Origin of the sequence: Pseudomonas tumuqii, assembly GCF_013184545.1 — a bacterium.
In the GTDB taxonomy this organism is placed as follows: Bacteria; Pseudomonadota; Gammaproteobacteria; order Pseudomonadales; family Pseudomonadaceae; genus Aquipseudomonas; species Aquipseudomonas tumuqii.
Genome location: NZ_JAAOJA010000011.1, coordinates 157,818 through 181,037 on the forward strand (window position 1 = coordinate 157,818; position 23,220 = coordinate 181,037).

General features: G+C 61.0%; 25 protein-coding genes. 3 read left to right on the forward strand and 22 right to left on the reverse strand.

Features of this window, described 5'->3' with window-relative positions; genetic code table 11:
- Positions 1-81: 81 nt before the first annotated feature.
- Positions 82-720: a TetR/AcrR family transcriptional regulator gene (locus tag G9C89_RS19290; protein ID WP_172151127.1), complete on the reverse strand. Its 639-nt coding sequence runs from the start codon at positions 718-720 to the stop codon at positions 82-84.
- A gap of 76 nt (positions 721-796) precedes the next feature.
- On the opposite strand from G9C89_RS19290, the gene G9C89_RS19295 reads away from it, so the two are divergent.
- Positions 797-1,930 carry an aminotransferase class V-fold PLP-dependent enzyme gene (locus G9C89_RS19295; RefSeq protein WP_172151129.1) on the forward strand — a complete coding sequence of 378 codons (1,134 nt, stop codon included), beginning with the start codon at positions 797-799 and terminating at the stop codon, positions 1,928-1,930.
- Positions 1,931-2,265: 335 nt separating this feature from the next.
- On the opposite strand, the gene G9C89_RS19300 is transcribed toward G9C89_RS19295, so the two are convergent.
- The 13 genes from G9C89_RS19300 to G9C89_RS19360 form a co-directional block, all read right to left on the reverse strand.
- On the reverse strand, positions 2,266-3,048 hold the full coding sequence (locus tag G9C89_RS19300; protein WP_172151131.1) for a TatD family hydrolase: 783 nt from the start codon (positions 3,046-3,048) through the stop codon (positions 2,266-2,268).
- Between the two features lie 93 nt (positions 3,049-3,141).
- On the reverse strand, positions 3,142-3,498 hold the full coding sequence (locus G9C89_RS19305; protein WP_003245164.1) for a PilZ domain-containing protein: 357 nt from the start codon (positions 3,496-3,498) through the stop codon (positions 3,142-3,144).
- Positions 3,499-3,534: 36 nt separating this feature from the next.
- Positions 3,535-4,521 (reverse strand): DNA polymerase III subunit delta', encoded by a 987-nt coding sequence (locus G9C89_RS19310; RefSeq protein WP_172151133.1) that lies wholly within the window; start codon positions 4,519-4,521, stop codon positions 3,535-3,537.
- Positions 4,514-5,146, reverse strand: a complete 633-nt coding sequence (tmk, locus tag G9C89_RS19315; protein WP_172151135.1) for a dTMP kinase — start codon at positions 5,144-5,146, stop codon at positions 4,514-4,516. Before tmk ends, G9C89_RS19310 begins: the two co-directional genes overlap by 8 nt.
- Before the next feature lie 10 nt (positions 5,147-5,156).
- The gene (gene mltG, locus G9C89_RS19320; protein ID WP_172151137.1) at positions 5,157-6,209 is read right to left on the reverse strand and encodes an endolytic transglycosylase MltG; all 1,053 of its coding nucleotides are present in this window, start codon (positions 6,207-6,209) and stop codon (positions 5,157-5,159) included.
- 3 nt (positions 6,210-6,212) lie between these two features.
- The gene (gene pabC / locus G9C89_RS19325; RefSeq protein WP_172151139.1) at positions 6,213-7,028 is read right to left on the reverse strand and encodes an aminodeoxychorismate lyase; all 816 of its coding nucleotides are present in this window, start codon (positions 7,026-7,028) and stop codon (positions 6,213-6,215) included.
- Positions 7,028-8,272: a beta-ketoacyl-ACP synthase II gene (gene fabF, locus G9C89_RS19330; protein ID WP_172151141.1), complete on the reverse strand. Its 1,245-nt coding sequence runs from the start codon at positions 8,270-8,272 to the stop codon at positions 7,028-7,030. Before fabF ends, pabC begins: the two co-directional genes overlap by 1 nt.
- A gap of 291 nt (positions 8,273-8,563) precedes the next feature.
- Entirely contained in the window at positions 8,564-8,800 is a 237-nt protein-coding gene (acpP, locus tag G9C89_RS19335) for an acyl carrier protein (protein WP_172151143.1), read from the reverse strand.
- Positions 8,801-8,993: 193 nt separating this feature from the next.
- Positions 8,994-9,737 carry a 3-oxoacyl-ACP reductase FabG gene (gene fabG / locus G9C89_RS19340; protein WP_172151145.1) on the reverse strand — a complete coding sequence of 248 codons (744 nt, stop codon included), beginning with the start codon at positions 9,735-9,737 and terminating at the stop codon, positions 8,994-8,996.
- Positions 9,738-9,753: 16 nt separating this feature from the next.
- The gene (fabD, locus tag G9C89_RS19345; protein ID WP_172151147.1) at positions 9,754-10,689 is read right to left on the reverse strand and encodes an ACP S-malonyltransferase; all 936 of its coding nucleotides are present in this window, start codon (positions 10,687-10,689) and stop codon (positions 9,754-9,756) included.
- 166 nt (positions 10,690-10,855) lie between these two features.
- On the reverse strand, positions 10,856-11,866 hold the full coding sequence (gene plsX / locus G9C89_RS19350; RefSeq protein WP_172151149.1) for a phosphate acyltransferase PlsX: 1,011 nt from the start codon (positions 11,864-11,866) through the stop codon (positions 10,856-10,858).
- Positions 11,867-11,869: 3 nt separating this feature from the next.
- On the reverse strand, positions 11,870-12,052 hold the full coding sequence (rpmF, locus tag G9C89_RS19355) for a 50S ribosomal protein L32 (protein WP_079201670.1): 183 nt from the start codon (positions 12,050-12,052) through the stop codon (positions 11,870-11,872).
- 13 nt (positions 12,053-12,065) lie between these two features.
- Positions 12,066-12,593 (reverse strand): YceD family protein, encoded by a 528-nt coding sequence (locus G9C89_RS19360; protein WP_172151151.1) that lies wholly within the window; start codon positions 12,591-12,593, stop codon positions 12,066-12,068.
- A gap of 111 nt (positions 12,594-12,704) precedes the next feature.
- Here G9C89_RS19360 and G9C89_RS19365 point away from each other — a divergent pair, with 111 nt between their 5' ends.
- Positions 12,705-13,283, forward strand: coding sequence for a Maf family protein (locus G9C89_RS19365; protein ID WP_172151153.1), 579 nt, complete (start codon positions 12,705-12,707; stop codon positions 13,281-13,283).
- 48 nt (positions 13,284-13,331) lie between these two features.
- Here G9C89_RS19365 and G9C89_RS19370 read toward each other — a convergent pair whose 3' ends face one another.
- Genes G9C89_RS19370 through rluC form a run of 3 tightly spaced genes read right to left on the reverse strand, consistent with a single transcriptional unit; the run spans position 13,332 to position 15,943 of the window.
- Positions 13,332-14,312, reverse strand: a complete 981-nt coding sequence (locus G9C89_RS19370) for a S49 family peptidase (protein WP_172151216.1) — start codon at positions 14,310-14,312, stop codon at positions 13,332-13,334.
- Entirely contained in the window at positions 14,302-14,997 is a 696-nt protein-coding gene (locus G9C89_RS19375) for an HAD-IA family hydrolase (RefSeq protein WP_172151155.1), read from the reverse strand. The genes G9C89_RS19370 and G9C89_RS19375 overlap by 11 nt, the downstream gene beginning before the upstream one ends.
- A complete protein-coding gene (gene rluC, locus G9C89_RS19380) occupies positions 14,990-15,943 on the reverse strand; it encodes a 23S rRNA pseudouridine(955/2504/2580) synthase RluC (RefSeq protein ID WP_172151218.1) in 954 nt (317 codons plus the stop codon). Before rluC ends, G9C89_RS19375 begins: the two co-directional genes overlap by 8 nt.
- A gap of 579 nt (positions 15,944-16,522) precedes the next feature.
- On the opposite strand from rluC, the gene rne reads away from it, so the two are divergent.
- Complete coding sequence (gene rne, locus G9C89_RS19385) at positions 16,523-19,591, forward strand: ribonuclease E (protein WP_172151157.1); 3,069 nt, start codon at positions 16,523-16,525, stop codon at positions 19,589-19,591.
- A 128-nt stretch (positions 19,592-19,719) separates the two neighbouring features.
- On the opposite strand, the gene murB is transcribed toward rne, so the two are convergent.
- From murB to lpxK, 5 genes are all read right to left on the reverse strand, one after another.
- Positions 19,720-20,739, reverse strand: a complete 1,020-nt coding sequence (gene murB / locus G9C89_RS19390; RefSeq protein WP_172151159.1) for a UDP-N-acetylmuramate dehydrogenase — start codon at positions 20,737-20,739, stop codon at positions 19,720-19,722.
- On the reverse strand, positions 20,736-21,200 hold the full coding sequence (locus tag G9C89_RS19395) for a low molecular weight protein-tyrosine-phosphatase (protein WP_172151161.1): 465 nt from the start codon (positions 21,198-21,200) through the stop codon (positions 20,736-20,738). The genes murB and G9C89_RS19395 overlap by 4 nt, the downstream gene beginning before the upstream one ends.
- Positions 21,200-21,964, reverse strand: a complete 765-nt coding sequence (kdsB, locus tag G9C89_RS19400; protein ID WP_172151163.1) for a 3-deoxy-manno-octulosonate cytidylyltransferase — start codon at positions 21,962-21,964, stop codon at positions 21,200-21,202. The genes G9C89_RS19395 and kdsB overlap by 1 nt, the downstream gene beginning before the upstream one ends.
- Entirely contained in the window at positions 21,965-22,150 is a 186-nt protein-coding gene (locus G9C89_RS19405; protein WP_079201660.1) for a Trm112 family protein, read from the reverse strand. It abuts the gene before it with no gap.
- Between the two features lie 61 nt (positions 22,151-22,211).
- The gene (gene lpxK / locus G9C89_RS19410) at positions 22,212-23,216 is read right to left on the reverse strand and encodes a tetraacyldisaccharide 4'-kinase (RefSeq protein WP_172151165.1); all 1,005 of its coding nucleotides are present in this window, start codon (positions 23,214-23,216) and stop codon (positions 22,212-22,214) included.
- Between the last annotated feature and the right edge of the window lie 4 nt (positions 23,217-23,220).

Below are 23,220 nucleotides of genomic sequence, written 5' to 3' on the forward strand. Positions count from 1 at the left end.
CCGATTAACGTTACCCGGAGTATATCGCTGCAATCCGCTACGGCACATGCACTCTATGCGCTATCAACCGGCCGAATACCGTCAACTAGCCGGAGTCTCGGTGTCACGTTTGCGCTTGTTGCCCATGCGCACACCGATATCCATGAGGAACTGGAAGAACCCCTCCTGATCTTCCAGCACATTGCTCCAGAACGGCGAGTGATAGAGCGCCACGGCACCGTGCACCAACGCCCAGGCCGCGCAATAATGAAAATATGGTGGCACGTCTTCAAGCTTGCCTTCGGCGATGCGGCCCTTGATCAGTTGAGTCAGGCGCTCGAAGTTGGAGGCGCGGATCTTGTGCAACTGCTCGACCAGTTCCGGCACCTGATTGCCCTTGACCACCTTCTCTTCCAGGCGGTCGAACAAGCGGTAGCGTTGCGGATCGCGCATGCGGAACTCGAAGTAGGCGCGCGACAGCGCTTCCTTGTCACGGTCGATGTCGGCCGAGTGCAGCAACTCGTTCAAGTCGCGCTCGTAGTCGAGCATCAGGCGCAGGTAGATCTCCGCCTTGGACTTGAAGTGCTTGTAGATGGTGCCTTTGCCGATACCGACGGCGTCGGCGATCATCTCGACAGTGACGCTGTCTTCACCCTGCTCAAGGAACAGTTTCAACGCGGTGTCGAGAATTTCCTGTTCGCGGCGGCGAAACTCACGGACCTTACGGGGTTCATTCTGCATAAGAAGGACTAAGAGGTCGAAAATCGAAGCCGAGTATTATGCCTAACTAGCGCAAAATTGCACGGATCATCCGACCATGTACGGCATTCATGACGAGTTTCCGCAACTTCCCGGTCTGCGTTACCTGAACCACGCCGCAATTTCGCCTTGGCCACGGCGTGCAGTGCTGGCGGTCAAGCTCTTTGCCGAACAGAACGCCCAGGTTGGCTCCCGCGATTATGCGGATTGGCTGCAGGTCCAGCGCAGTCTGCGCGAACGCCTGACGCGCCTGCTCAATGCACCCTGCAGTGACGATATCGCGCTGGTCAAAAGCACCTCGCAGGCGTTGTCCTTCGTGGCTTTCGGCCTGGACTGGCATGCAGGCGACCAGGTGGTGATCAGCAACGAGGAGTTCCCCTCCAACCGTGTGGTGTGGGAGGCGCTCGAGCCGCAAGGAGTCGACGTAATCAAGGTCGACCTGCATGGCGGCGACCCGGAAAGCAAGCTGCTCAACGCCTGCGGCCCGCGCACCCGGCTGCTGTCGATCAGCGCCGTGCAATACGCCAGCGGTCTGCGCCTGGACCTGCAGCGCCTCGGCCATGGCTGTCGGCAACGCGGCGTACTGTTCTGTGTCGATGCGATCCAGCAGCTTGGCGCCCTGCCCTTCGATGTCCAGGCCTGCCAGTGCGCCTTTGCCATGGCCAGTGGACATAAATGGCTACTCGGCCCGGAAGGGCTTGGCGTGTTCTATTGCCGCAGCGACCTGCGCGCCCGGCTTGCACTGCATGAGTACGGCTGGCATATGCTCGAACACCGCGGCGACTACCTGCGCCAGGACTGGCAACCCGCGCACTCGGCCAGGCGCTTCGAATGCGGCAGCCCGAACCTGCTGGGCAGCATGGCGCTGGAAGCCAGCCTGTCGCTCCTCGAGGAAGTCGGCATGGTCGAGGTCGGCAAGGCCGTACAGGCACGCGTGCAATGGCTGCTCGACGGCCTGGCCGGCATGCCGGGCATCACACTGCATAGCCCGATTGACCCGGCTCGGCGCGCCGGCATCGTCACCTTCAGCCTCGCCGGCTGGGATAATCAGGCACTATTCCAGCGACTTAGATCCGAACAGGTGATTTGTGCTCAGCGCGGCGCCGGCATCCGCCTGTCCCCCCATTTTTACAGCGAGGCTCGGGTAATAGAGGAAACCCTGAGTCTGCTGCACCAGCTGGCAACAGGCTGAGGACTCAACAGCCGGCCAGGTATTCCAAATCTGTTTAAAAAATGAGCCTAATTGGCCTGGACGTTCGGCAAACTTCGCCAATACTCAAGAGTACTGGCGCGCGGCATCTCCCCCCAAGTGTCCCGCCAGGCAAGGTACCGTGGACCGCGTGCCTTGATTTACTCCTAATGGTCTTAACCCGGATTCCCCCCCAGAACCCGGGTTTTTTTTGCGCCGGCTTTATCCGCCGAGTGCATCCTGTGCTCCATCGGCTGCGGACGGCACGGCAGCTACCCGTCGACGGCCTCGAGCCAATAACGCCGCGACAACCCCCACCCAAGTCTCATGCGCAGATGTCAGGCAACCCGCGCCAGCGGGAACAGGCGCTTGAAGTTGGCGCTGGTCTGCTCGGCCAACTGCTCGAAACTCACGCCCCGCAACAGTGCCAGATACTCGGCCACGTCGCGTACATATTCCGGCAGATTTGGCTTGCCACGGTGCGGTACCGGCGCCAGGTAAGGCGAGTCGGTTTCCACCAGCAAGCGATCAGCCGGCACCTGGCGGGCGACTTCACGCAGCGCCTCGGCATTGTGAAAGGTGACGATACCGGACAGGGAAATATAGAAGCCGAGGTCCAGCGCCGCCTTGGCCATCGCCCAGTCTTCGGTGAAGCAGTGCAACACCCCGGCCTGCGGCAAGGCGGCCTCGCCCAGCAAGGCCAGGGTATCGGCACGGGCTTCCCGGGTATGCACGATCACCGGCTTGCCGGTGATCCGGGCAGCCTGCAGGTGCAGGCGGAAAGCCTGCTGTTGCAAGGCTGCTGCTTGCGGTTCGTAGTGGTAGTCCAGCCCGGTTTCACCGATGGCCACCACCCGCGGGTGGTTCAGCTCGGCCAGCAACCAGTCCAGGGCTGGCGCGGCGCCCGGTTCGAGATCCAGCGGATGAACCCCGACCGAGCAATCGACATCGGCATAGCGCTCGGCCAGGCCTTTGACCGTCACCGCATTGTCGGCACTGACTCCGATACAGAGGAAATGACCAACGCCGCGCGCCCGCGCTGCATCCAGCGCAGCATCGAGGGAGCCGCCATGGGCGGCCAGATCGAGACGATCGAGGTGACAGTGGGAATCGATAAGCATGGGGGCCTCAAGCGACAAGCTGCAAGCCACAAGCCACAGCCCGAAGCGCAGCAGCTTACTTGTGGCCTGGAGCTTGAGACCTGCGGTCTGCGGTTACATGGTATGGGTCGGCCGATCCGACTTCAGCGCACCCGCCAGGTAGGTCTCGATCTTGTTCCGCGCAGTATTGTCACCGTCATTGAACTGCACGCCGACACCTGCCGCGCGGTTGCCCTGCGCACCTTTGGGCGTGATCCACACCACCTTGCCGGCGACCGGGATCTTTTCCGGCTCATCCATCAGATTGAGCAACATGAACACTTCATCGCCAAGCTTGTAGCTCTTGTTGGTCGGGATAAACAGCCCGCCATTCTTGATAAAGGGCATATAAGCGGCATAGAGCACGGACTTGTCTTTGATGGTCAGAGACAGGATTCCGTTACGCGGGCCCAAATTAGGTGGCAAGCTCATGCGGCGTTCCTGGTTTTCATTACTTGATGGCCGATTCTAGCCCGGTCCGGGCAGGCTTGCCCACTGCACCAGCAGGGCTTCGAGAAGCAGGACACGATTGAGGTTGGCTTTCCCGATGACTTTCTGCCGCTGCGCCAGCAACCAATCCTGCATCTGCAAGACTTTCGCCTGAGGCGTTTTCTCCGCCAGGTACTGTACGACCTTGCGCATATCGGCTTGCCCCAGCCCGGCCTCGTCACGCGTCAACTGATAACGCAGGATCAGCTGCGCCCAGTCGCAGAACCAGTCGAACAACAACTGCAGGGATACCGCGTTCCAACTTTCTGCCAGCGGGCTCGGCGCGATCTGCTGCTTGAGCAGCTTCTTGACCCCGTCGACCACCAGGGCACGCTGCTGACGCACGCCCTGAGCATGCATGCGCGCGGCGACCAATGGCGAGCCAGCCGCCAGACAGAGCAACTCGGCGCGCTCTTCATCGGCACACTCCGGCAACGCCTGTGCCAGCCAGGCCTGGCTCATCGCCTGACTCGGCAATGGACAGGCCTGCTGCACACAGCGACTCCTCACCGTCGGCAGCAAGCGACTGGGCTGATGACTGATCAACAGCAACACTGTATCGCCGGAAGGCTCTTCCAGGCTTTTCAGCAGGGCGTTGGCAGCGTTCAGATTCATAGCTTCGGCAGGTTCGACCAGCACCACCTTACGTCCGGCGAGTTGAGCGGTCTGCACCACGAAGTTAACCAAATCACGCACCTGGTCGACCTTGATCGCCTTGTCGGCTTCTTCCGGCTGCAGAATGTAGTTGTCCGGGTGGGTGCCGGCAGCCAGCAGATGGCAGGACTTGCACTGACCACAGGCATCCAGGCCGACTGGCCGCTGACAGAGCAGACGAGCCATCAGGCGCTCGGCGAGTGCGCGCTTACCGATACCGGCCGGGCCATGCAGCAGATAGGCATGGGCATGCTGCGTGCGCCCGGCCAGTTGCTGCCAGAGCGTGGCTTGCCAGGGATAGGCATCAGCCACGGCACAGCTCCACGATATGCACCAACATGGCGTCCAGATCCTGCTGCACCTGACTCAGGGACTGCGCGGCATTCAAAATCCGATAACGCCGAGGCTCTTCACTGGCACGGCGCAAATAGGTCTGGCGCACCGCTTCGAAAAACCCCCTGTCCTCCTGCTCGAATCGATCCAGCCGGCCACGCGCCGCGGCACGGGCCAGACCGACCTCTACCGGCAAATCGAATACCAGGGTCAAATCCGGACGCAGATCGCCCTGCACGAAACTTTCCAGCACGGCAATACGGGCCTCCGACAAACCGCGACCGCCACCCTGGTAGGCATAGGTAGCATCGGTAAAGCGGTCGCAGAGCACCACACAGCCACGGGCCAGCGCGGGGCGAATCACCTGAGCCAGATGCTGGGCACGGGCTGCGAACACCAGCAGCAACTCGGTATCGGCCGCCATTGGCTCATCGCTCGGGGCCAGCAACAGTTCGCGGATACGCTCAGCCAGCGGAGTACCGCCCGGCTCACGAGTCAACAGTACCTCTATACCCTGCGCTCGCAGGCGCTCGGCCAGAAACTCACGGTTAGTACTTTTGCCAGCGCCTTCAGGGCCTTCCAGAGTGATAAACAAACCGCTCACAGGCTGTCCTTTATTGATTGTTCGACTGCACGGGGGCAGGGCTTGAACGGTAATCCTCGCGACGGATGAGCTGGTACTCGCGCACCGCACGGTTGTGTGCCTCGAGGGTATCGGAGAATACATGGCTGCCATCGCCGCGAGCGACGAAATATAGGCTCTTGCCCACCGCTGGATGCAGTGCGGCATTGATCGCTTCGCGCCCAACCATGGCGATCGGCGTCGGCGGCATGCCCTCGATCACATAAGTGTTGTAGGCCGTCAGCTCACGCAGGTGAGCGCGCGTCAACTTGCCGTTGTAGCGCTCACCCAGGCCATAAATCACCGTCGGGTCTGTCTGCAGGCGCATGCCGATGCGCAGACGCCGGACAAATACACCGGCAATCTCGCCACGCTCCTCAGGCACCCCGGTTTCCTTTTCGATGATCGAGGCCATGATCAAGGCCTCATAAGGAGTCTTATAAGGCAGCCCGTCGGCGCGCCCCTCCCACTCCTCGGCCAATACCTGCTCCAGGCGGACGTAAGCTTGCTTGAGCAGATCGAGATCGCTCATGCCACGCACGAAACGGTAGGTATCGGGGAAAAAGCGCCCTTCCGGATTGACCCCTGGGTAGCCCAGGCGCGCCATCAACTGGGCGTCACTCAGGTCGGTCAAGGTCAGTTCAAGCTTGCCTTGGCGCTCCAGGGCCGTGCGAACCTGACGAAAACTCCAACCCTCCACCAGCGTCAGGCTGTACTGCACCACCTCGCCACGCCGCCACAACCCGAGCATATCGCGCACGCTGAGTTCTGGAGTGAGGCGATACTCGCCACTGTGCAGAGGCTGCCCCTTGAGATTGAAGCGCCAGTAGAGTCGCAGCCAGAACGCATCATGCAAGACACCATCAGCCTGCAGGCGATTGAGCACACCGCCAGGAGTGGCGCCAGCAGGCACCTCAAGCATCAGCTCATCGCTCAAATTCAGCGGTTGCTCGAGCGCCGAGTGCTGCTGCCAGGCGACAAAGGCCACCAGCAAACCAGCAATTAATACACCGCCCTCAAGCAGCAACAACAATTTACGTATCACTAATCAGCTGTCCAGTAGATCGCGGGCTATGACCTGCAGTTTACGGGTCAGCGGGCCAACCGACCACTGATGCCGTTGCAGGGCACGAACAGGCCAGATGCCATAGAGACTGTTGCAGAGAAAGACTTCGTCGGCCTGCAGCAACGCATCAAGGCCAATATCGCTCACATCGCAGTGCAACCCCTGGGCCTCTGCCTGCGCCAGCAGCTCGGCACGCATCACCCCGGCTACACCGCAACGAGAAAGATCGGGCGTGAGCAAGACGCCATCCTTCACTAGAAACAGATTGCTGTAGACGCCCTCGATCACCCGCCCGGAGGTATCCAGCATCAGGCCTTCGGCATGCTCGGCGTCCTGCCACTCGGCACGCGCAAGCACCTGCTCGAGCCGATTCAAATGCTTCATCCCGGCCAACAGCGGCTGCTCGGCCAGTCGCGTAACACAGGGGAACAAGCGTACACCCAGCTCTGCGTTGCCGACCGGATAAGATGGTTTGCTGCTGCCCTGCAAAATCCGTCGCGGCAATCCAGGCTGCGGCGGCGCATAGCCGCGCAAACCGTCGCCGCGCGTCACGATCAACTTGGCTACGCCATTACCCAGCTCACGACTGAACGCCAGCAGCTCTGCACGCACCAACACCAGATCGAGATCGATCAGCAGGCGCGCACAACCTTCGCCAAGCCGCGTCAGGTGCCGCTCCAGCAATGCGGGATTGCCGCCACTGACGGCGATGGTCTCGAACAGTCCATCGCCGTAGGCCAGACCACGGTCTTTGACGGAGAGCCACTCCATCGGCTGACCGTCGATCCAGCTCGGCATCAGCCGGCGTACCGGCGGAACACCAGCGAGCCGTTGGTACCGCCAAAACCGAAGGAATTGGACAGCACCACATCGATTGGCATGGCTTTGGCCTGGTGCGCAACGAAGTCGAGGTCGCAGCCCTCGCCAGGCTCGTCCAGGTTGATGGTTGGTGGCGCCACCTGTTCACGAATCGCCAAGATACTGAAGATCGCCTCAACCGCGCCAGCCGCGCCCAGCAGGTGACCGGTCATCGACTTGGTCGAGCTGACGGCAAGCCGGTAGGCATGTTCGCCGAACACCGATTTGATCGCCGCGACCTCGGCCCTGTCGCCCGCCAAAGTCGAGGTGCCGTGGGCGTTGATGTACTGCACCTGATCGGCATTCAACCCGGCGTCGCGCATGGCATTGGCAATGCAGCGTGCGGCACCTGCACCATCCTCCGGCGGCGAAGTCATGTGATAGGCGTCGCCACTCATGCCAAAGCCGATCAGTTCGGCATAGATGGTTGCACCACGCGCCTTGGCGTGTTCCAACTCTTCCAGGACCAGTGCACCGGCACCATCCGACAGCACGAAGCCGTCGCGGCCCTTATCCCACGGACGACTGGCGCTGGCCGGGTCGTCGTTGCGCGTGGACAGTGCCCGCGCCGCAGCAAAACCACCAATGCCCAAACCACAGGCAGCCATCTCGGCGCCACCGGCGACCATCACATCGGCTTCGCCATAGGCAATATTGCGCGCGGCCATGCCGATGCAGTGGGTGCCCGTGGTACAGGCCGTGGCGATCGCATAATTCGGCCCCTGCAACCCCAGATGGATCGACAGGAACCCGGAAATCATGTTGATGATCGAGCCCGGCACGAAAAACGGCGAGATACGCCGCGGGCCCAACTCATGCAACAACTTGCAGTTGTTCTCGATATTGGTCAGACCGCCAATACCCGAACCAAGTGCCACACCGATACGCTCACGGTTGGCGTCGGTCACTTCCAGTCCGGAATCGCGCACAGCCTGAAAGCTCGCGGCCAGACCATACTGAATAAATAGATCGAGCTTGCGCGCCTCTTTGGCGGACAAATACTCCTCGACATTGAACCCTTTGACCGAACCACCAAAACGGGTGGTGTAAGCGGAAAGATCCATGTGCTCGATGGGGGCGATGCCACTGCGTCCGGCCAAAATGCCCTGCCAGCTGCTCGTCACATCGTTACCCAGCGGCGACAGCATGCCCATACCGGTAACCACGACGCGTCTACGCGACACAGCAATCTCCTTTTATCGGTTATTCAACACCTATCCACTCCCTCACCGCTGCTAGCGGACAACGAGCGAAGAACAGGCAAGACGCTACACCGCGCGGTGCAGCAACAGCCAAAGGCCGGCCCACAGGGCAAGCACAGCAAGCGAGTCCGCCGATGATACAGCGAGCCAGCCAGGCCTCACTTCGCGGCCTGACCTGCAAAGCACATAGCCGCCTTCAACAGCCCGTCAAAGAAAAACCGCACGCCCGATGAGGGCTGTGCGGCTTTTCCAGGTCGGGAATCGACGATCAGCTTATTGCGCGTGCGTAGTCACGTAATCGATAGCTTCCTGAACGGTGGTGATCTTCTCGGCTTGCTCATCCGGAATCTCGGTTTCGAATTCTTCTTCGAGAGCCATTACCAGCTCAACAGTGTCAAGGGAGTCGGCACCCAAGTCTTCAACGAAGGAAGCGCTGTTGGTTACTTCGTCTTCTTTGACGCCAAGTTGCTCGGCAACGATTTTCTTGACGCGTTCTTCGATGGTGCTCATACCGTGTTTTCACTCCTATTGGACAAATCCGGGCAGCTGGTCTGCGGCCAAGTGTATATAAAGGGTTTTCAGCATTTCAAGCAAAAAGCAAAGTTGCCCCAGAACACTTCAACGATCTACCTAAACCCTATTGCAGCTTTGTAACGGATTTTAGACAGCATCTATGACAGTTTTCTGAAGAGCGGGGTCACATTCAGCTCATGTACATTCCGCCGTTCACAGGGATAGTAGCCCCTGTGACGTAGGCTGCGCCATCGGAAGCGAGGAAAGCGACCACTTTTGCGATCTCTTCGGCCTGCCCCAAACGACCCAGAGGAATCTGTGTCAGCAATGCATCACGCTGTGCTTCCGGCAGTTCCCGGGTCATATCGGTATCGATAAAACCAGGCGCCACCGCGTTTACGGTGATCGACCGCGAACCCACTTCACGCGCCAGCGCACGACCGAAACCTTCCAGCCCGGCCTTGGACGCAGCATAGTTCACTTGCCCGGCATTGCCCATGGCGCCGACAACCGAACCGATATTGATGATGCGCCCGAAGCGCGCCTTGGTCATCCCGCGCAGCACCGCCTTGGACAAACGATAGAGGCTGTTCAGGTTGGTGTTGATGACATCGAACCACTCATCATCTTTCATGCGCAGCATCAGGTTATCGCGCGTGATGCCGGCATTGTTAACTAGGATCAACGGCTGACCGAGGTGCTGCTGAATGTGCTGAAGAGTCGTGGCGACCGATTCGTCGCTGCTGACATCCAGCACCAGACCAGCACCTTCGACGCCATGTTCTTTCAGGTATTCGGCGATGCGCTCGGCACCAGACGGCGAAGTCGCCGTGCCGATCACAACGGCGCCCTGCCGCCCCAATTCCAGAGCAATGGCTTGACCAATGCCGCGACTCGCGCCAGTGACCAATGCAACCTTACCTTGCAGGCTCATAACAACCTCTCTTAATTCAGGCCAAGGCCGCGCGTGCGGCGGCGAAGGCGTCTGGGGTGTCCAGATTATACGTATTGATTCCTTTGACGCAGCGCTTGTTCAGCCCCGACAGGACACGGCCCGGACCGCACTCGACCAGATCGGTCACGCCTCGCTCAGCCATGCAGACGATAGACTCGACCCAGCGCACCGGGCTGTACAGCTGCGCCAGCAGATCAGCCTTGAGAGTATCGAGATCGGCAATCACGCTCGCGCTGACATTCTGCACCAACGGGATCTGCGGTGCTTGCCAGGCAACAGCCGCAACCGCCTCGGCAAAGCGCTCGGCAGCCGGGCGCATCAGCGCGCAATGCGACGGCACACTGACCGGCAGTGGCATGGCACGTTTGGCGCCACGCGCCTTGCATGCTTCGACGGCGCGTGCCACGGCAGCAGCCGAACCCGCGATCACCACCTGGCCCGGCGCATTGAAATTCACCGCGCTCACCACCTCGCCCTGCGCCGCCTCGGTGCAGGCTGCCAGCACGTCGGCATCGTCCAGCCCGAGGATAGCCGCCATGCCACCCTGACCAGCCGGTACGGCCTGCTGCATCAACTGGCCACGCAGCTCCACCAGCTTGACTGCCTCAGCAAATGCCAGACTGCCTGCAGCAACCAGCGCCGTGTATTCACCCAGGCTATGGCCGGCAACGAACGCCGGCTGCAAACCGCCCTCAGCGCGCCACAGGCGCCACAAGGCAATGGATGCGGCAAGGATCGCCGGCTGGGTTTTGTCGGTTTGATTGAGTTGCTCTTCCGGCCCCTGCTGGATCAGGGCCCAGAGGTCGTAGCCAAGCGCTTCGGAAGCCTCGGCAAAAGTGTCGATAACGACTTGCTGTGAGCCGTGCCCAGCCAACATCGTCAGCGACTGCGAGCCTTGTCCTGGAAAGACGAATGCGAGGGATGCAGACATGTAAACGAGCCTCTATGGTCTTATCGTCGAAAAATTCGCGCCTGGCAGAGTCAAACGCAACAAACTGACAGTTGGATGACAGACCACATGCCGCGGTCACATTAGCAGGCTACGGCATCACCAGCGCCCTGCACCCGCAAGCCCGCATGACTCACCGATAACCGGCTCAGAGCAACATATCCTCGAGACGACCATGCAGGCGCTGCGGCAAATTGTCCTCAATTTCCCTCAGCGCGCGACGAATGGCGCTCTTGAAACCGTCCGCACCTGCCGAGCCATGACTCTTCACCACAATACCCTGCAGGCCGAGCAAGCTCGCCCCATTGTGCTGTGCGGGCGCCAACTCGGCGCGCAAGCGACGCAATACCGGCATCGCCACCAGGCCGGCCAACCGCGAAACCAGATTGCGCCTGAACAACAGCTCGATACGCGCCGCAATCATCGTCGCCAGGCCCTCGCTGGACTTGAGCAGAATATTGCCAACAAAGCCGTCGCACACCACCACATCGGCGTCGCCACGATAAAGCCCGTCGCCCTCGATAAAACCGATGTAATTCAAGCCACGAGCCTGCTGCAAAAGACTCGCGGCAAGCTTGACCTGCTGATTACCCTTGACCTCTTCGGTGCCGACATTGAGCAACGCCACCCGCGGCCGCACTACCCCCAGCGCCTCAGCCGCCACCGCCCCCATCACGGCGAACTGGTAGAGCTGCTCAGCACTGCAGTCGACATTGGCCCCCAGGTCGAGCAAGTGACAGCAGCCAGTCTGGGTTGGTACAGCCGTCACCATGGCCGGACGATCTATCCCCGGCAACGTTTTCAGCACATAACGCGACAACGCCATCAAGGCCCCGGTATTGCCAGCACTGACACATGCCTGAACCCGTCCATCACGCAGCAATTCCAGCGCCACCCGCATCGACGAATCCGTCTTGCCACGCAACGCTTGCGCTGGACGCTCGTCCATGGTGACTACTTCGCCAGCATGCTCGACATGCAGGCGTGCGCGGTCGACGCCAGGACTGCGGGCAATCAAATCTTCGATAAGAGGGGCTTGGCCGACGAGGACCAGGTGCAACGAAGGGTACTCAGCCAAGCAGGCAATGCTGGCCTGAACAATGCTGTGGGGACCGAAGTCCCCACCCATTGCATCAATCGCGATGATCGGAGCGGACAAGGATTACTCGTCAGCGCCCTTGTCGATCACTTTGCGACCACGGTAAACACCTTCCGGCGATACGTGGTGGCGCAGATGGATTTCACCGGTGCTTTTCTCGACGGACAGCGTGCTGGCATCGAGCGCATCGTGCGAACGACGCATGTCACGGGCGGAACGGGATTTTTTGTTCTGCTGAACAGCCATAACTGATTAACTCCTAAACGTTTGGGTCACGCTTTAACTGCGCCAATACACTGAACGGGTTGGACCGTGTCACCTCGTCCTCGCTCGACTCGGGCTCTTCGAGGCCGACCGGCTGCTGGCAATCTTTAGGGTCATGAACCGGGACAATGGGCAAGGCGAGCAACAGCTCCTCCTCAACCAGCGCCAGCAGATCCAATGGATCTTCACCCAACTCCAGCACGTCATAGCCCTTCGGCACGGACTGGGTATTTGCACCTTCCTTCACCACAGCGTAATCACACGCGCTATGGATCGGCAGGACAACCAGTTCCAGACAACGCTGGCAAACCATCTTGACCTCAACCTCGAGCTCACTATGGAAAACCACAGCATTACGCTCATCACGCTCGAAGAAAAACTTCGCACGCACCATGCCTTGATTATCGGCAAGTGGGTCGCAGAGTCGCGCCAGATCGACTAGCGGTACCACGCCTTCAAGCGTGGCACCACGATCAGCCAATTTGCGCGGATCAACATGAGGTGGAATCGGTGCATTTAACATAGGCGCCGCATTCTATGGATGCACCCTGCCCCTGTCAAAGGATATTCGGCCTGTCCAGCACGAAGAGTGCCGACTAGAATTGCCGACCTATATAAAAGGAGATGCACAGATATGCTACCTCTGGTGCTCGCATCCAGTTCGCCCTACCGCCGAGAACTATTGACCCGCCTGCGCCTACCCTTTACCTGGAGCGCGCCCGCGATCAACGAAACCGCTCGACCCAATGAAGACGCCAACACCCTGGTACGCCGCCTGGCAGAAGAAAAAGCCCGCGCGCTCAGCCTCAAGCACCCGCAACACCTGATCATTGGCTCTGATCAGGTCGCAGTACTTGGCAATCAGATCCTCGGCAAGCCCCAGACACACGAACGCGCCCACGCACAACTGCTCGCCGCAAGCGGCAACAGCGTCACCTTCCTGACCGGCCTGGCCCTGCTTGACAGTCAAAGCGGCCACTGCCAGATCGACTGCATCCCTTTCACCGTGCACTTTCGCCGACTGAACGACGCGCAAATCACCCGCTACCTGCAGGCCGAGCAGCCCTACGACTGCGCCGGCAGCTTCAAGGCTGAAGGGCTGGGCGTCAGCCTGTTTCGCTGCACCGAAGGCACTGACGCCACCAGTCTGATCGGCCTACCCCTGATCCGCCTGGTGGACATGCTCCATATAGCCGGCATTGATATCCCATAAAGCAACAAGCCCGATCAATGACCGGGCCTGTGCGCAACGCGAAATCAACTAGCGCAGGCTTGGCCCCTGAAAGCCCATCCACATGGCCAGATCCTCGGCGACGCTGGCACCCAGGCGCTTGGCGAAACGATCGAACGGCGACTCCTTGACCGTAAAGTCAACCAGTTCCTTCTCACCGATCACTTCACGCGCAACGTAGCTGGTATTACCCAAGGCATCGATCAAGCCAAGCTGCAACGCCTGCTCACCCGACCACACCAGCCCCGAGAACAACTCAGGATGCTCCGCTGACTTCAGCCGATCACCACGCCCTTGCTTGACGCTGTCAATGAACTGGCGATGCGTGGTTTCCAGCACCCCCTGCCAAAACTGCGCCTCATCCTCTCTAGGCGGCTGGAAGGGATCAAGAAACGCCTTATGCTCGCCGGCGGTATACACCCGACGATCGACACCCAGTTTTTCCATAACCCCGACAAAGCCGAAACCAGCCGCGGTCACGCCAATCGATCCGACCAGACTGGCCTTGTCGGCATAGATCTGATCCGCGGCGCTGGCGATGTAATAGGCTCCAGAGGCCCCAAGATCGGTGATCACCGCATACAGCTTGATCGCTGGATACTCGGCGCGCAGACGACGAATCTCGTCATAGATATAACCCGACTGCACCGGACTGCCGCCCGGACTGTTGATCCGCAGGATCACACCCTTGGTGTTAGCGTCCTCGAACGCGGCGCGCAGGCTGCCGACTATGTTATCGGCACTGGCTATCTCCTTGTCGGCGATCATCCCGCGCACCTCGATCAATGCGGTATGACTCGCACTACTCTTGACGCTCTCCTTCAGATCGAGCAGCGGCGCAAACAGCGCCAGCGCAGCAAACAGATAAATAAAGGTCAGTGACTTGAAGAAGATCCCCCAGCGCCGCGCCCGACGCTGTTCCTGCACGCCAGCCAGCAGGGTTTTTTCCAGCAACTTCCAGCTTTTCTCATCACCTTCGCCGGCAGCCGATGCTTTCCATTCATCCGACATATTCACCCACCTCAATTGGTTGCCCACCTGCACGCCGATCGAGCCAGGCATGCAATTCCATGAAATTCTCTATTGCCAGCGCCGGACCATGCTCACGCAACACCGCCAAGGGCTGAGCCCCATAACCTACCGCCACGCAATCCATCCCGGCATGCCGAGCCATCCGCAAATCGAACGATGAGTCACCTACCATCAAGGCCCGCTCCGCAGGGACGCCACAATGCTCGAGGATTTCCTCCAGCATCAGCGGACTCGGCTTGCTCGCCGTTTCGTCGGCACAGCGAGTGACATCGAAGTAATCCAGCCAGCCACGCCCCTCCAGCACACGCTGCAAGCCATGGCGACTCTTGCCCGTGGCCACAGCCAAACGATAGCCCTGCGCACGAAACATCTCCAGCGCCTCAGCCACCCCCGGGAACAACGCCGAGGGCTCCGCCTCCAACGCCAGGTAGCGCTCGCTATAACAGCGCCGGAAGCGCTCGACCAGCGCAGTCTCGACCAACTCGGGATGCAGGCTGGCGATCGCCTCCGGCAAACCAAGCCCGATAATCCCCTTGACCTGCGCATCGCTACACCGCACCAGCTCACAAGAATCCGCAGCCCAATGCATCGACTCGACGATACGACCAATGGAATCGACCAGCGTGCCGTCCCAATCGAAGATCAACAACTCATAGTCAGGCACTCAGACGCTCCAGCGTGTGCGCCCAGGTCGCATCGACCGGCGCCTCCAACTTGAGCTCACCACCATCGGGCAGCGGCACGACCAACGCATAGGCATGCAGGAACAGACGCTTGCCGCCCAGCTCACGGATCTCGCGACTGAATTCATCATCGCCATACTTGCTGTCGCCGGCGATGCAATGCCCCGCATACTGGCTGTGCACGCGAATCTGATGGGTACGCCCGGTCACCGGCTTGGCCTCGACCAAGGTGGCGAACTCACCAAAACGGCGCAGTACACGGAACAGCGTCAGCGCCTCCCTGCCCTCCTCGTTGACCTCGACCATGCGCTCACCAGAACGCAGATTGCTCTTCTGCAAAGGTGCATTGACCCGCTTCTTGGCAGTCGCCCAGTGCCCACGAACCAGCGCCATATAACGCTTGTCCACGCCGTCGCCGCGCAAAGCCTCGTGCAGATGCCGCAGCATGCTGCGCTTCTTGGCGATCATCAGCAGCCCGGAAGTGTCGCGATCGAGGCGATGAACCAGCTCCAGCTCCTTGGCGTCCGGCCGCAACTGACGGAAAGCCTCTATCACCCCGTAATTGAGGCCGCTACCGCCATGCACAGCGATGCCGGCTGGCTTGTTCAGCACGATCAAGGCCTTGTCTTCATAAACGATGGCCGCCTCAAGGCGTTCGAGCAACCCCTGCGCCAGGGGTGCCGGCTCATCTCGCTCAGCCAGACGCAGCGGCGGAACACGAATGATGTCGCCCGCCTGCAGCTTGTACTCCGGCTTGATGCGTCCCTTGTTCACCCGCACCTCGCCTTTGCGCAAAATGCGGTAAATCAATGTCTTGGGCACACCCTTTAACTGAGTGCGGAGGAAGTTATCGATGCGCTGGCCGGCGAGTTCCGGCGCAACCTCGAGCAGCTGAACGCCGGAGGTTGTAGAAGTAGGAATTGTCATCGCGCAATCATAACAATTTTTTATGGAATTGAAGCACTTAATCATTACTGCTATAGTCGCGAACGCCGCCAAAAGCGGTCCGGCCTGCGGATGATCGCCAAAACTGCCATCCCTAACCGACGCAATTCATTTGGGACGTAAGGCCGTCCGACGGGTTATTCAGAGATAGAAAGCCGCAAAGGCCGCGAATAACTCGGAAATAAAGCCTTGAGCCATGATGCGCAGCCGCCCCCATTGGGCGTTTGCGGTAACTGCCAACCCGCTGCGGATTTTATGCGAGCGGCACCCGATTTTCAGTGATACGTGTAGGGTGGAGACGTACAACCGTCGGTCTGCGTAGCAATTAGCTTTATCGAAGACGCTTCATCTCGTCCGCTACCGACAGTTGATTCCTCCTCCTGACTAGTGCTTTCTGTCACAACAGCGAGCAGGAGATGTCCGTCACGACCCAGCCCAACTGGCTGACTGTCGTTTGACAATGAAACGATTTACGACCGTTTCTGACGCGCCTGACACCGACCCTGAGAGTCGTGTGTGCCGAACGCCGCTTCCGCCAGCACCGGAAACCGACGGTACAACATGAAAAGAATGCTGATTAACGCAACTCAACCCGAAGAGTTGCGTGTTGCTCTGGTCGATGGCCAACGCTTGTATGACCTGGACATAGAATCGGGCGCCCGCGAGCAGAAGAAGGCCAACATCTATAAAGGCCGCATCACTCGCGTCGAACCCAGCCTCGAGGCCGCTTTTGTCGACTTCGGCTCGGAGCGCCACGGCTTTCTCCCCCTCAAAGAAATCTCCCGCGAATACTTCAGCAAGGCTACCGAGGGTCGCGTCAACATCAAAGACGTGCTCAAGGAAGGTCAGGAAGTCATCGTTCAGGTCGAAAAAGAGGAACGTGGCAACAAGGGCGCAGCCCTGACCACCTTCATCAGCCTGGCCGGTCGTTACCTGGTACTGATGCCGAACAACCCGCGTGCCGGCGGCATCTCGCGCCGCATCGAAGGCGAAGAGCGCAACGAACTGCGCGAAGCCCTCAATGGCCTGGTCGCCCCGAGCGACATGGGCCTGATCGTACGCACCGCCGGTCTCGGCCGTTCCAGCGAAGAAATGCAGTGGGACCTCGACTACCTGCTGCAACTGTGGAACGCCATCAAGGAAGCCTCACTCGATCGCGCCGCCCCCTTCCTGATTTACCAGGAAAGCAACGTGATCATCCGCGCCATCCGCGACTACCTGCGCCAGGACATCGGCGAAGTGCTGGTCGACAGCGTCGAAGCGCAACAGGAAGCGCTCAGCTTCATCAACCAGGTGATGCCGCAGTACGCCAGCAAGATCAAGCTGTATGAAGACAGCGTGCCGCTGTTCAACCGCTTCCAGATCGAAAGCCAGATCGAAACCGCCTTCCAGCGCGAAGTGAAGTTGCCGTCCGGCGGCGCCATCGTGATCGACCCGACCGAAGCCCTGGTGTCCATCGACATCAACTCGGCGCGTGCGACCAAAGGCAGCGACATCGAAGAAACCGCGCTGCAAACCAACCTGGAAGCAGCCGAAGAAATCGCCCGTCAGCTGCGTTTGCGCGACATCGGCGGCCTGATCGTGATCGACTTCATCGACATGACGCCAGCCAAGAACCAGCGCGCCGTGGAAGAAAAGGTCCGCGAAAGCCTGGAAGCCGACCGCGCCCGCGTCCAGGTTGGCCGCATCTCGCGCTTCGGCCTGCTGGAAATGTCCCGTCAACGCCTGCGCCCGTCGCTTGGCGAAAGCAGCGGCATCGTCTGCCCGCGCTGCAACGGCCAAGGCATCATCCGTGATGTCGAATCGCTGTCCCTGGCGATCCTCCGTCTGATCGAAGAAGAAGCCCTGAAGGATCGCACCGCCGAGGTCCGCGCCCAGGTGCCGATCCCGGTTGCGGCCTTCCTGCTCAACGAGAAACGCAACTCGATCACCAAGATCGAACTGCGCAGCCGTGCACGCATCGTCATCCTGCCGAACGACCACCTGGAAACGCCGCACTTCGAAGTGCAGCGCATTCGTGACGACAGCCCGGAAGCACAATCCACCCAGTCCAGCTATGAAATGGCTGCCACCGAAGTGGAAGAAGTGCAACCGGCCGCCGCCACCCGCACCCTGGTTCGCCAGGAAGCGGCGATCAAGACCGCGCCACAGCGTACCGCACCGACACCCGCGGCCGAGGTCAGTGCCCCAGTAGTAGCCCCCGCCAGCCAACCGAGCCTGTTCAAGGGCCTGGTAAAATCGCTGGTCAGCCTGTTTGCCGGCAAGGAAGAGGAAGCAAAACCTGCGGTAATCGAGAAGAAAGCCAGCGAACGCCCGCAGCGTAGCGATGAGCGTCGTAATGGCCGCCAGCAGAACCGCAGCCGTGGCGGTCGCCGCGACGAAGAGCGCAAGCCACGTGAAGAGCGCGCTCCGCGTGAAGAACGGGCACCTCGCGAAGAGCGTCAGCCGCGCGTAGCGCGTGAAGAAGCGCAACCGCGCGAAGAACGCCAACCACGTGAAGCCGTTGAAGTTCGCGAGCCGCAGGAAGTCCGTCAATCGCGCCCACCGCGCGAAGGCCAGGAGAATCGCCGCGAGCGCAAGCCACGCGAAGAGCGTCCAGCCCGCGAACTGCGCGAGCCACTGGACGCAGCGCAAAGCGCTGACAGCAGCAGCGAGAGCAGCACTGCAGAAGTGCGTGCCGAGCGCCCTCAGCGTGAACCGCGCCAACCGCGCGCACCACGTGAAGAGCGCCAACCACGCCCTGAAACAGCTGCCGTTATCGACGATGAAGTACTGAGCAACGAAGACGCTCAGCCAGACGATGAACCGGAAGGCGTAGAAGGTGAACGTCCGCGCCGCCGCTCGCGTGGCCAGCGTCGTCGCAGCAATCGCCGCGAGCGTCAAAGCGACGCCAGCGGCAATGTGATCGAAGGCACTGAAGAAAGTAGCGAACCCCAGGCTGAAGCCACGATGCCACTGGTCGTAGCCGCAACCGTTGCCGCTGAAACAAGCGCAGAACTGGTCAGCGCCGAGCCCGTCGCGACCGAGCAAGTGGCTGAGGCAACTTCGGCGCAGGAGACTGCAGAGCCAGAGCTGCCAGTGGCCGAGCAACCCAGCGAAGCACGCACTACTGAAGCGGCTGAAGAAGCAACGGTAGAGACTGCCGAAGTCAGTGCGCCACCGGTCATCGAAGCAATCCCTGAGATCAGCACAGAAGCCGTCACTCCCGCGCCAAGCGAAGAGCCCGCCGAAGTGGCGGTCGACATCGTTGCCAGCGAGCCGGCTGCAGCAGCAATCACAGTGACCGAAACCGTCAGCGAAGCACCCGCAGAGATCGCAAGCATCGTACCGAGCGCTACAGGTCGCGCGCCGAACGATCCCCGCGAAGTGCGCCGCCGTCAACGCGAAGCCGAGCGCCTGGCGCGCGAAGCTGCCGAGACCGCAGCCGCTCAGCCAGCCGGCGCGGTAGAAGCAACCAGCCCAGCCGAACCGGCGGCTGAAGCTGCAGCCAGCGACGAAGCCACTGAAGCAACCCACGAAGCACCAGCGGCTGAGACCAGCGAGCCGGAGCGCACGCTGGTCAGCGTAATGGATGCCGAAACTGAAACTGAAAAGAATCAGAATGAGCATGCGGACAAACCGCACGCCTGAGACTATTCAGCGCAATAAAAAGGGGATGCTTCGGCATCCCCTTTTTTATGCTTCTGCCCACGCTACACGACCAAACCCAACGGGATCATGGCTCGCAGGCATAGCCATCTCTTGGCGCCGAATACGGCTTAAAGCACGTTAGGCTCGATTTCCAGATCTACGGCAAAGCGCCGGAAAATATCCGCCTGGATACGCCGCGCCAACGCCAACAACTGCTGCCCGGTGGCCTGACCATAATTGACCAGCACCAGAGCCTGCAATCGATGCACCCCGGCATCGCCCTCACGAAAGCCTTTCCAGCCAGCGCGCTCGATCAGCCAGCCAGCGGCCAGCTTGACCCGTCCATCGGCCTGCGGATACGCCACCAGATCGGCATGTTCGGCGCTCAAGCGCTGCGCCAGCTCAACTGCAACCATAGGGTTCTTGAAAAAACTGCCGGCGTTACCCAGCACCGCCGGATCCGGCAATTTCTCGCTGCGAATCGCACAGATCGCCTGGCTGACATCGACAGCCGTCGGCGCCGTCACCCCCTGCTCCACCAGGCGCTGACGCAGTGGACCGTAGTCGAGATGCAACGCGGCCGTACGGCTCAAGGCGAAGCGTACGCGCAGGATCACCCAGCGTCCTGCTTCCTGCTTGAACAGGCTGTCGCGATAGGCGAAGCCACAGTCGGCCAGGGAAAATTCGCGCAGCTCGCCGCTGCGGCGATCCAGGGCGGTCAAGCCGGCGAACAGGTCTTTCAGCTCGACACCATAGGCACCAATATTCTGCATCGGTGCGGCGCCGACCGTACCCGGGATCAGGCTGAGGTTTTCCAGGCCAACCAAACCCTGCTGCAGCGTCCACTGCACGAAGGGGTGCCACGGCTCGCCGGCCTCAGCCTCGACCAGCACCCGCTCGCCGTCATCCTGCAACACGCGAATGCCGCGGCTGGCCATGCGCAGCACCAGCGCCTCGACGTCGGCGGTCAGCAGCATATTGCTGCCACCGCCGAGCAACAGCACGGGCAACAGCTGCTGTTGTGCATAAGCCAACGCCTCACGCACCTGATCGTCGTCATGCGCCTCGGCAAACCAGCGCGCCGCAACATCCACGGCGAAGCTGTTATAGGCCTTGAGCGAAACCAGCGGCAGAACATTGAGACTCATAGTCGCCCCCGCAGCTCGCGGAGCAAGCCATCGCAGGCCTGCTCGAGCAGATCCAACACCTGCTCGAAACCTTCCTCGCCACCGTAATAAGGGTCCGGCACCTCATCCAGCGCCAGGTCATAGCGGCGCAGGAACAGATCCAGCTCGGCCATGGCGTCGCCTGGACGCATGCGCCGCAGGTGTTCCAGATTGCTGTTATCCATGGCCAGAATCAGATCGAAACGCCTGAAATCACTGGCGCAGACCTGACGCCCGCGCAGGGCGGAAAGATCATAACCGCGCAACTGCGCCGCTTGCCGAGTGCGGCTGTCCGGCGGCTTGCCCACATGCCAATCGCCGGTGCCGGCGGAATCGACCACGACGCCCTCCTCCAGCCCCAGTTCACGCAACTTGTGCCGCAGCACCGCCTCGGCAGTAGGCGAGCGGCAGATATTGCCCAGGCAGACAAACAGGATCCTCATCAAGCCCCCAACAGTCGGCGCACGCGCTCTAGATCTTCCCGGGTATCGACCCCAGCCGGCGGGGCCTGCAGGGCATCGGCGACATGGATGCGCACCCCATGCCAGAGCGCGCGCAGCTGCTCCAGGCACTCGGTGTCTTCCAGCCAGCAAGGCCCCCAGGCGACGAAATCGTGGAGGAACTGCGCGCGGTAGGCATAGATGCCGATATGCCGACGGTAGGGCACGTTGGCCGGCAACTGCTCGCGACTTACGGCAAAAGCATCGCGCGCCCAGGGTAACGGGGCACGGCTGAAGGTCAGCGCCAGGCCATGGCGATCGCTCGCGACCTTGACCACGTTGGGATTGAACAGCGCAGCCACATCGTCGATCGGTTCGGCCAGGGTGGCGATCGCCGCCTGCGGGTTGGCCGCCAAGTTGGCCGCCACCTGATCGATGATCGCCGGTGGAATCAGCGGTTCGTCGCCCTGCACGTTGACCACGATGGCATCGGGCGCCAGCCCCAGCACGGCGGCCACTTCGGCCAGGCGATCGGTGCCGGAGTTGTGGTCGATACGGGTCAACAGCACTTCGGCGCCGAAACCGCGGCAGGCCTCGACGATGCGCGCATCGTCGGTCGCCACCACCACCTGCCGGGCGCTGCTTTTACCCGCCTGTTCCCAGACATGCTGGATCATCGGTTTGCCGGCAATGTCCTGCAGCGGCTTGCCGGGCAGACGGCTGGAGGCGTAACGCGCCGGGATCACAACGGTAAAAGCGTCGTTCATTTACTTGTCCAGACGCTCGTCGACGTTGAGGGTACGGGCTTCGCTTTCCAGCATCACCGGGATGCCGTCACGCACCGGAAAGGCCAGGCCATCGGCCTTGCAGATCAGCTCGGACTTGTCGGCGGCGAGCTTGAGCGGGCCCTTGCACAGTGGGCAGGCCAAGATATCGAGTAATTTCGGGTCCATGGGAGATCCTTGCTGTAGAGCGGCTGCAATGAATGGGACGGCGCTCGCCATAGCCGCTGGCTTAGCGAGCGAGAGGCAGCAAAGCGGTCAATTGCGCATCGAACCAGGCAATGAAGGCCGCCGAGGGCTCGGCATCCACCACCAGGTACCACCAGTCATCGGCGGCAAAAGCCCGGCATTTAACCGCATCCTTTTCCGTCATGACCACAGGCAACGCCGGGCTGAATTTCAGCAGCTCGGCGCTGAACTGCGCATGGTCGGCAAAAGCATGCGGAATCGGCCGCCAGTGTAGCGTTTCGAGCGTATCGAAGAAACGCTGAGGGTTACCGATGCCGGCGACGGCATGCAGCTGCTGTTGCGGCGAGAAATGCGTCAGCGGGTACTGCTCGCCACTGCGCAGGTTGACCAGGGCGCGCGGACGCAAGCCGAAGGCGTAACCACCCTGCGGATCGCTGCTGGCACCGTTGTAGAGCAGCGCATCGACACTCAACAGGCGCTCGACCGGCTCGCGCAACGGCCCGGCGGGCAGACAACGTGCATTGCCCAGGCCGCGCGCTGCATCGATCAGCACCAGTTCCAGATCACGGGCCAGGCGATAGTGCTGCAAGCCGTCGTCACTGAGAATCAGATCCAGCGGCTCCGCTGCCAGCAAGGCAGCCACCGCACGCCCGCGATCGGGGTCGATCATCAAGGGCACAGCACTGCGCTGGACGATCAGCAGCGGCTCGTCGCCGGCAACGCCGGGGCTTTGATCGGCTTGCACCCGCCAAGGCAATTGCGGCGGTTTGGCGCCGTAGCCACGACTGACCACGCCGACCCTGAGGCCACGCTGGCGGCAATGTTCGATCAACCAGAGGATCAGTGGGGTCTTGCCAGTGCCGCCGACGGTGATATTGCCCACCACCACGACCGGCACCGGAGCGCGGTATATCTTGCCCTCCCCCGCGAGGAAGCGTGCACGCTTGCGCTTTACCACCGCACGGTAGAGACCCTCGAATGGCCGCAGCAGGGTCAGCGCCGGGTGCCCGGCATACCAGGCCGCGAGCAGCCGGTCGGATAGACTCATCGGC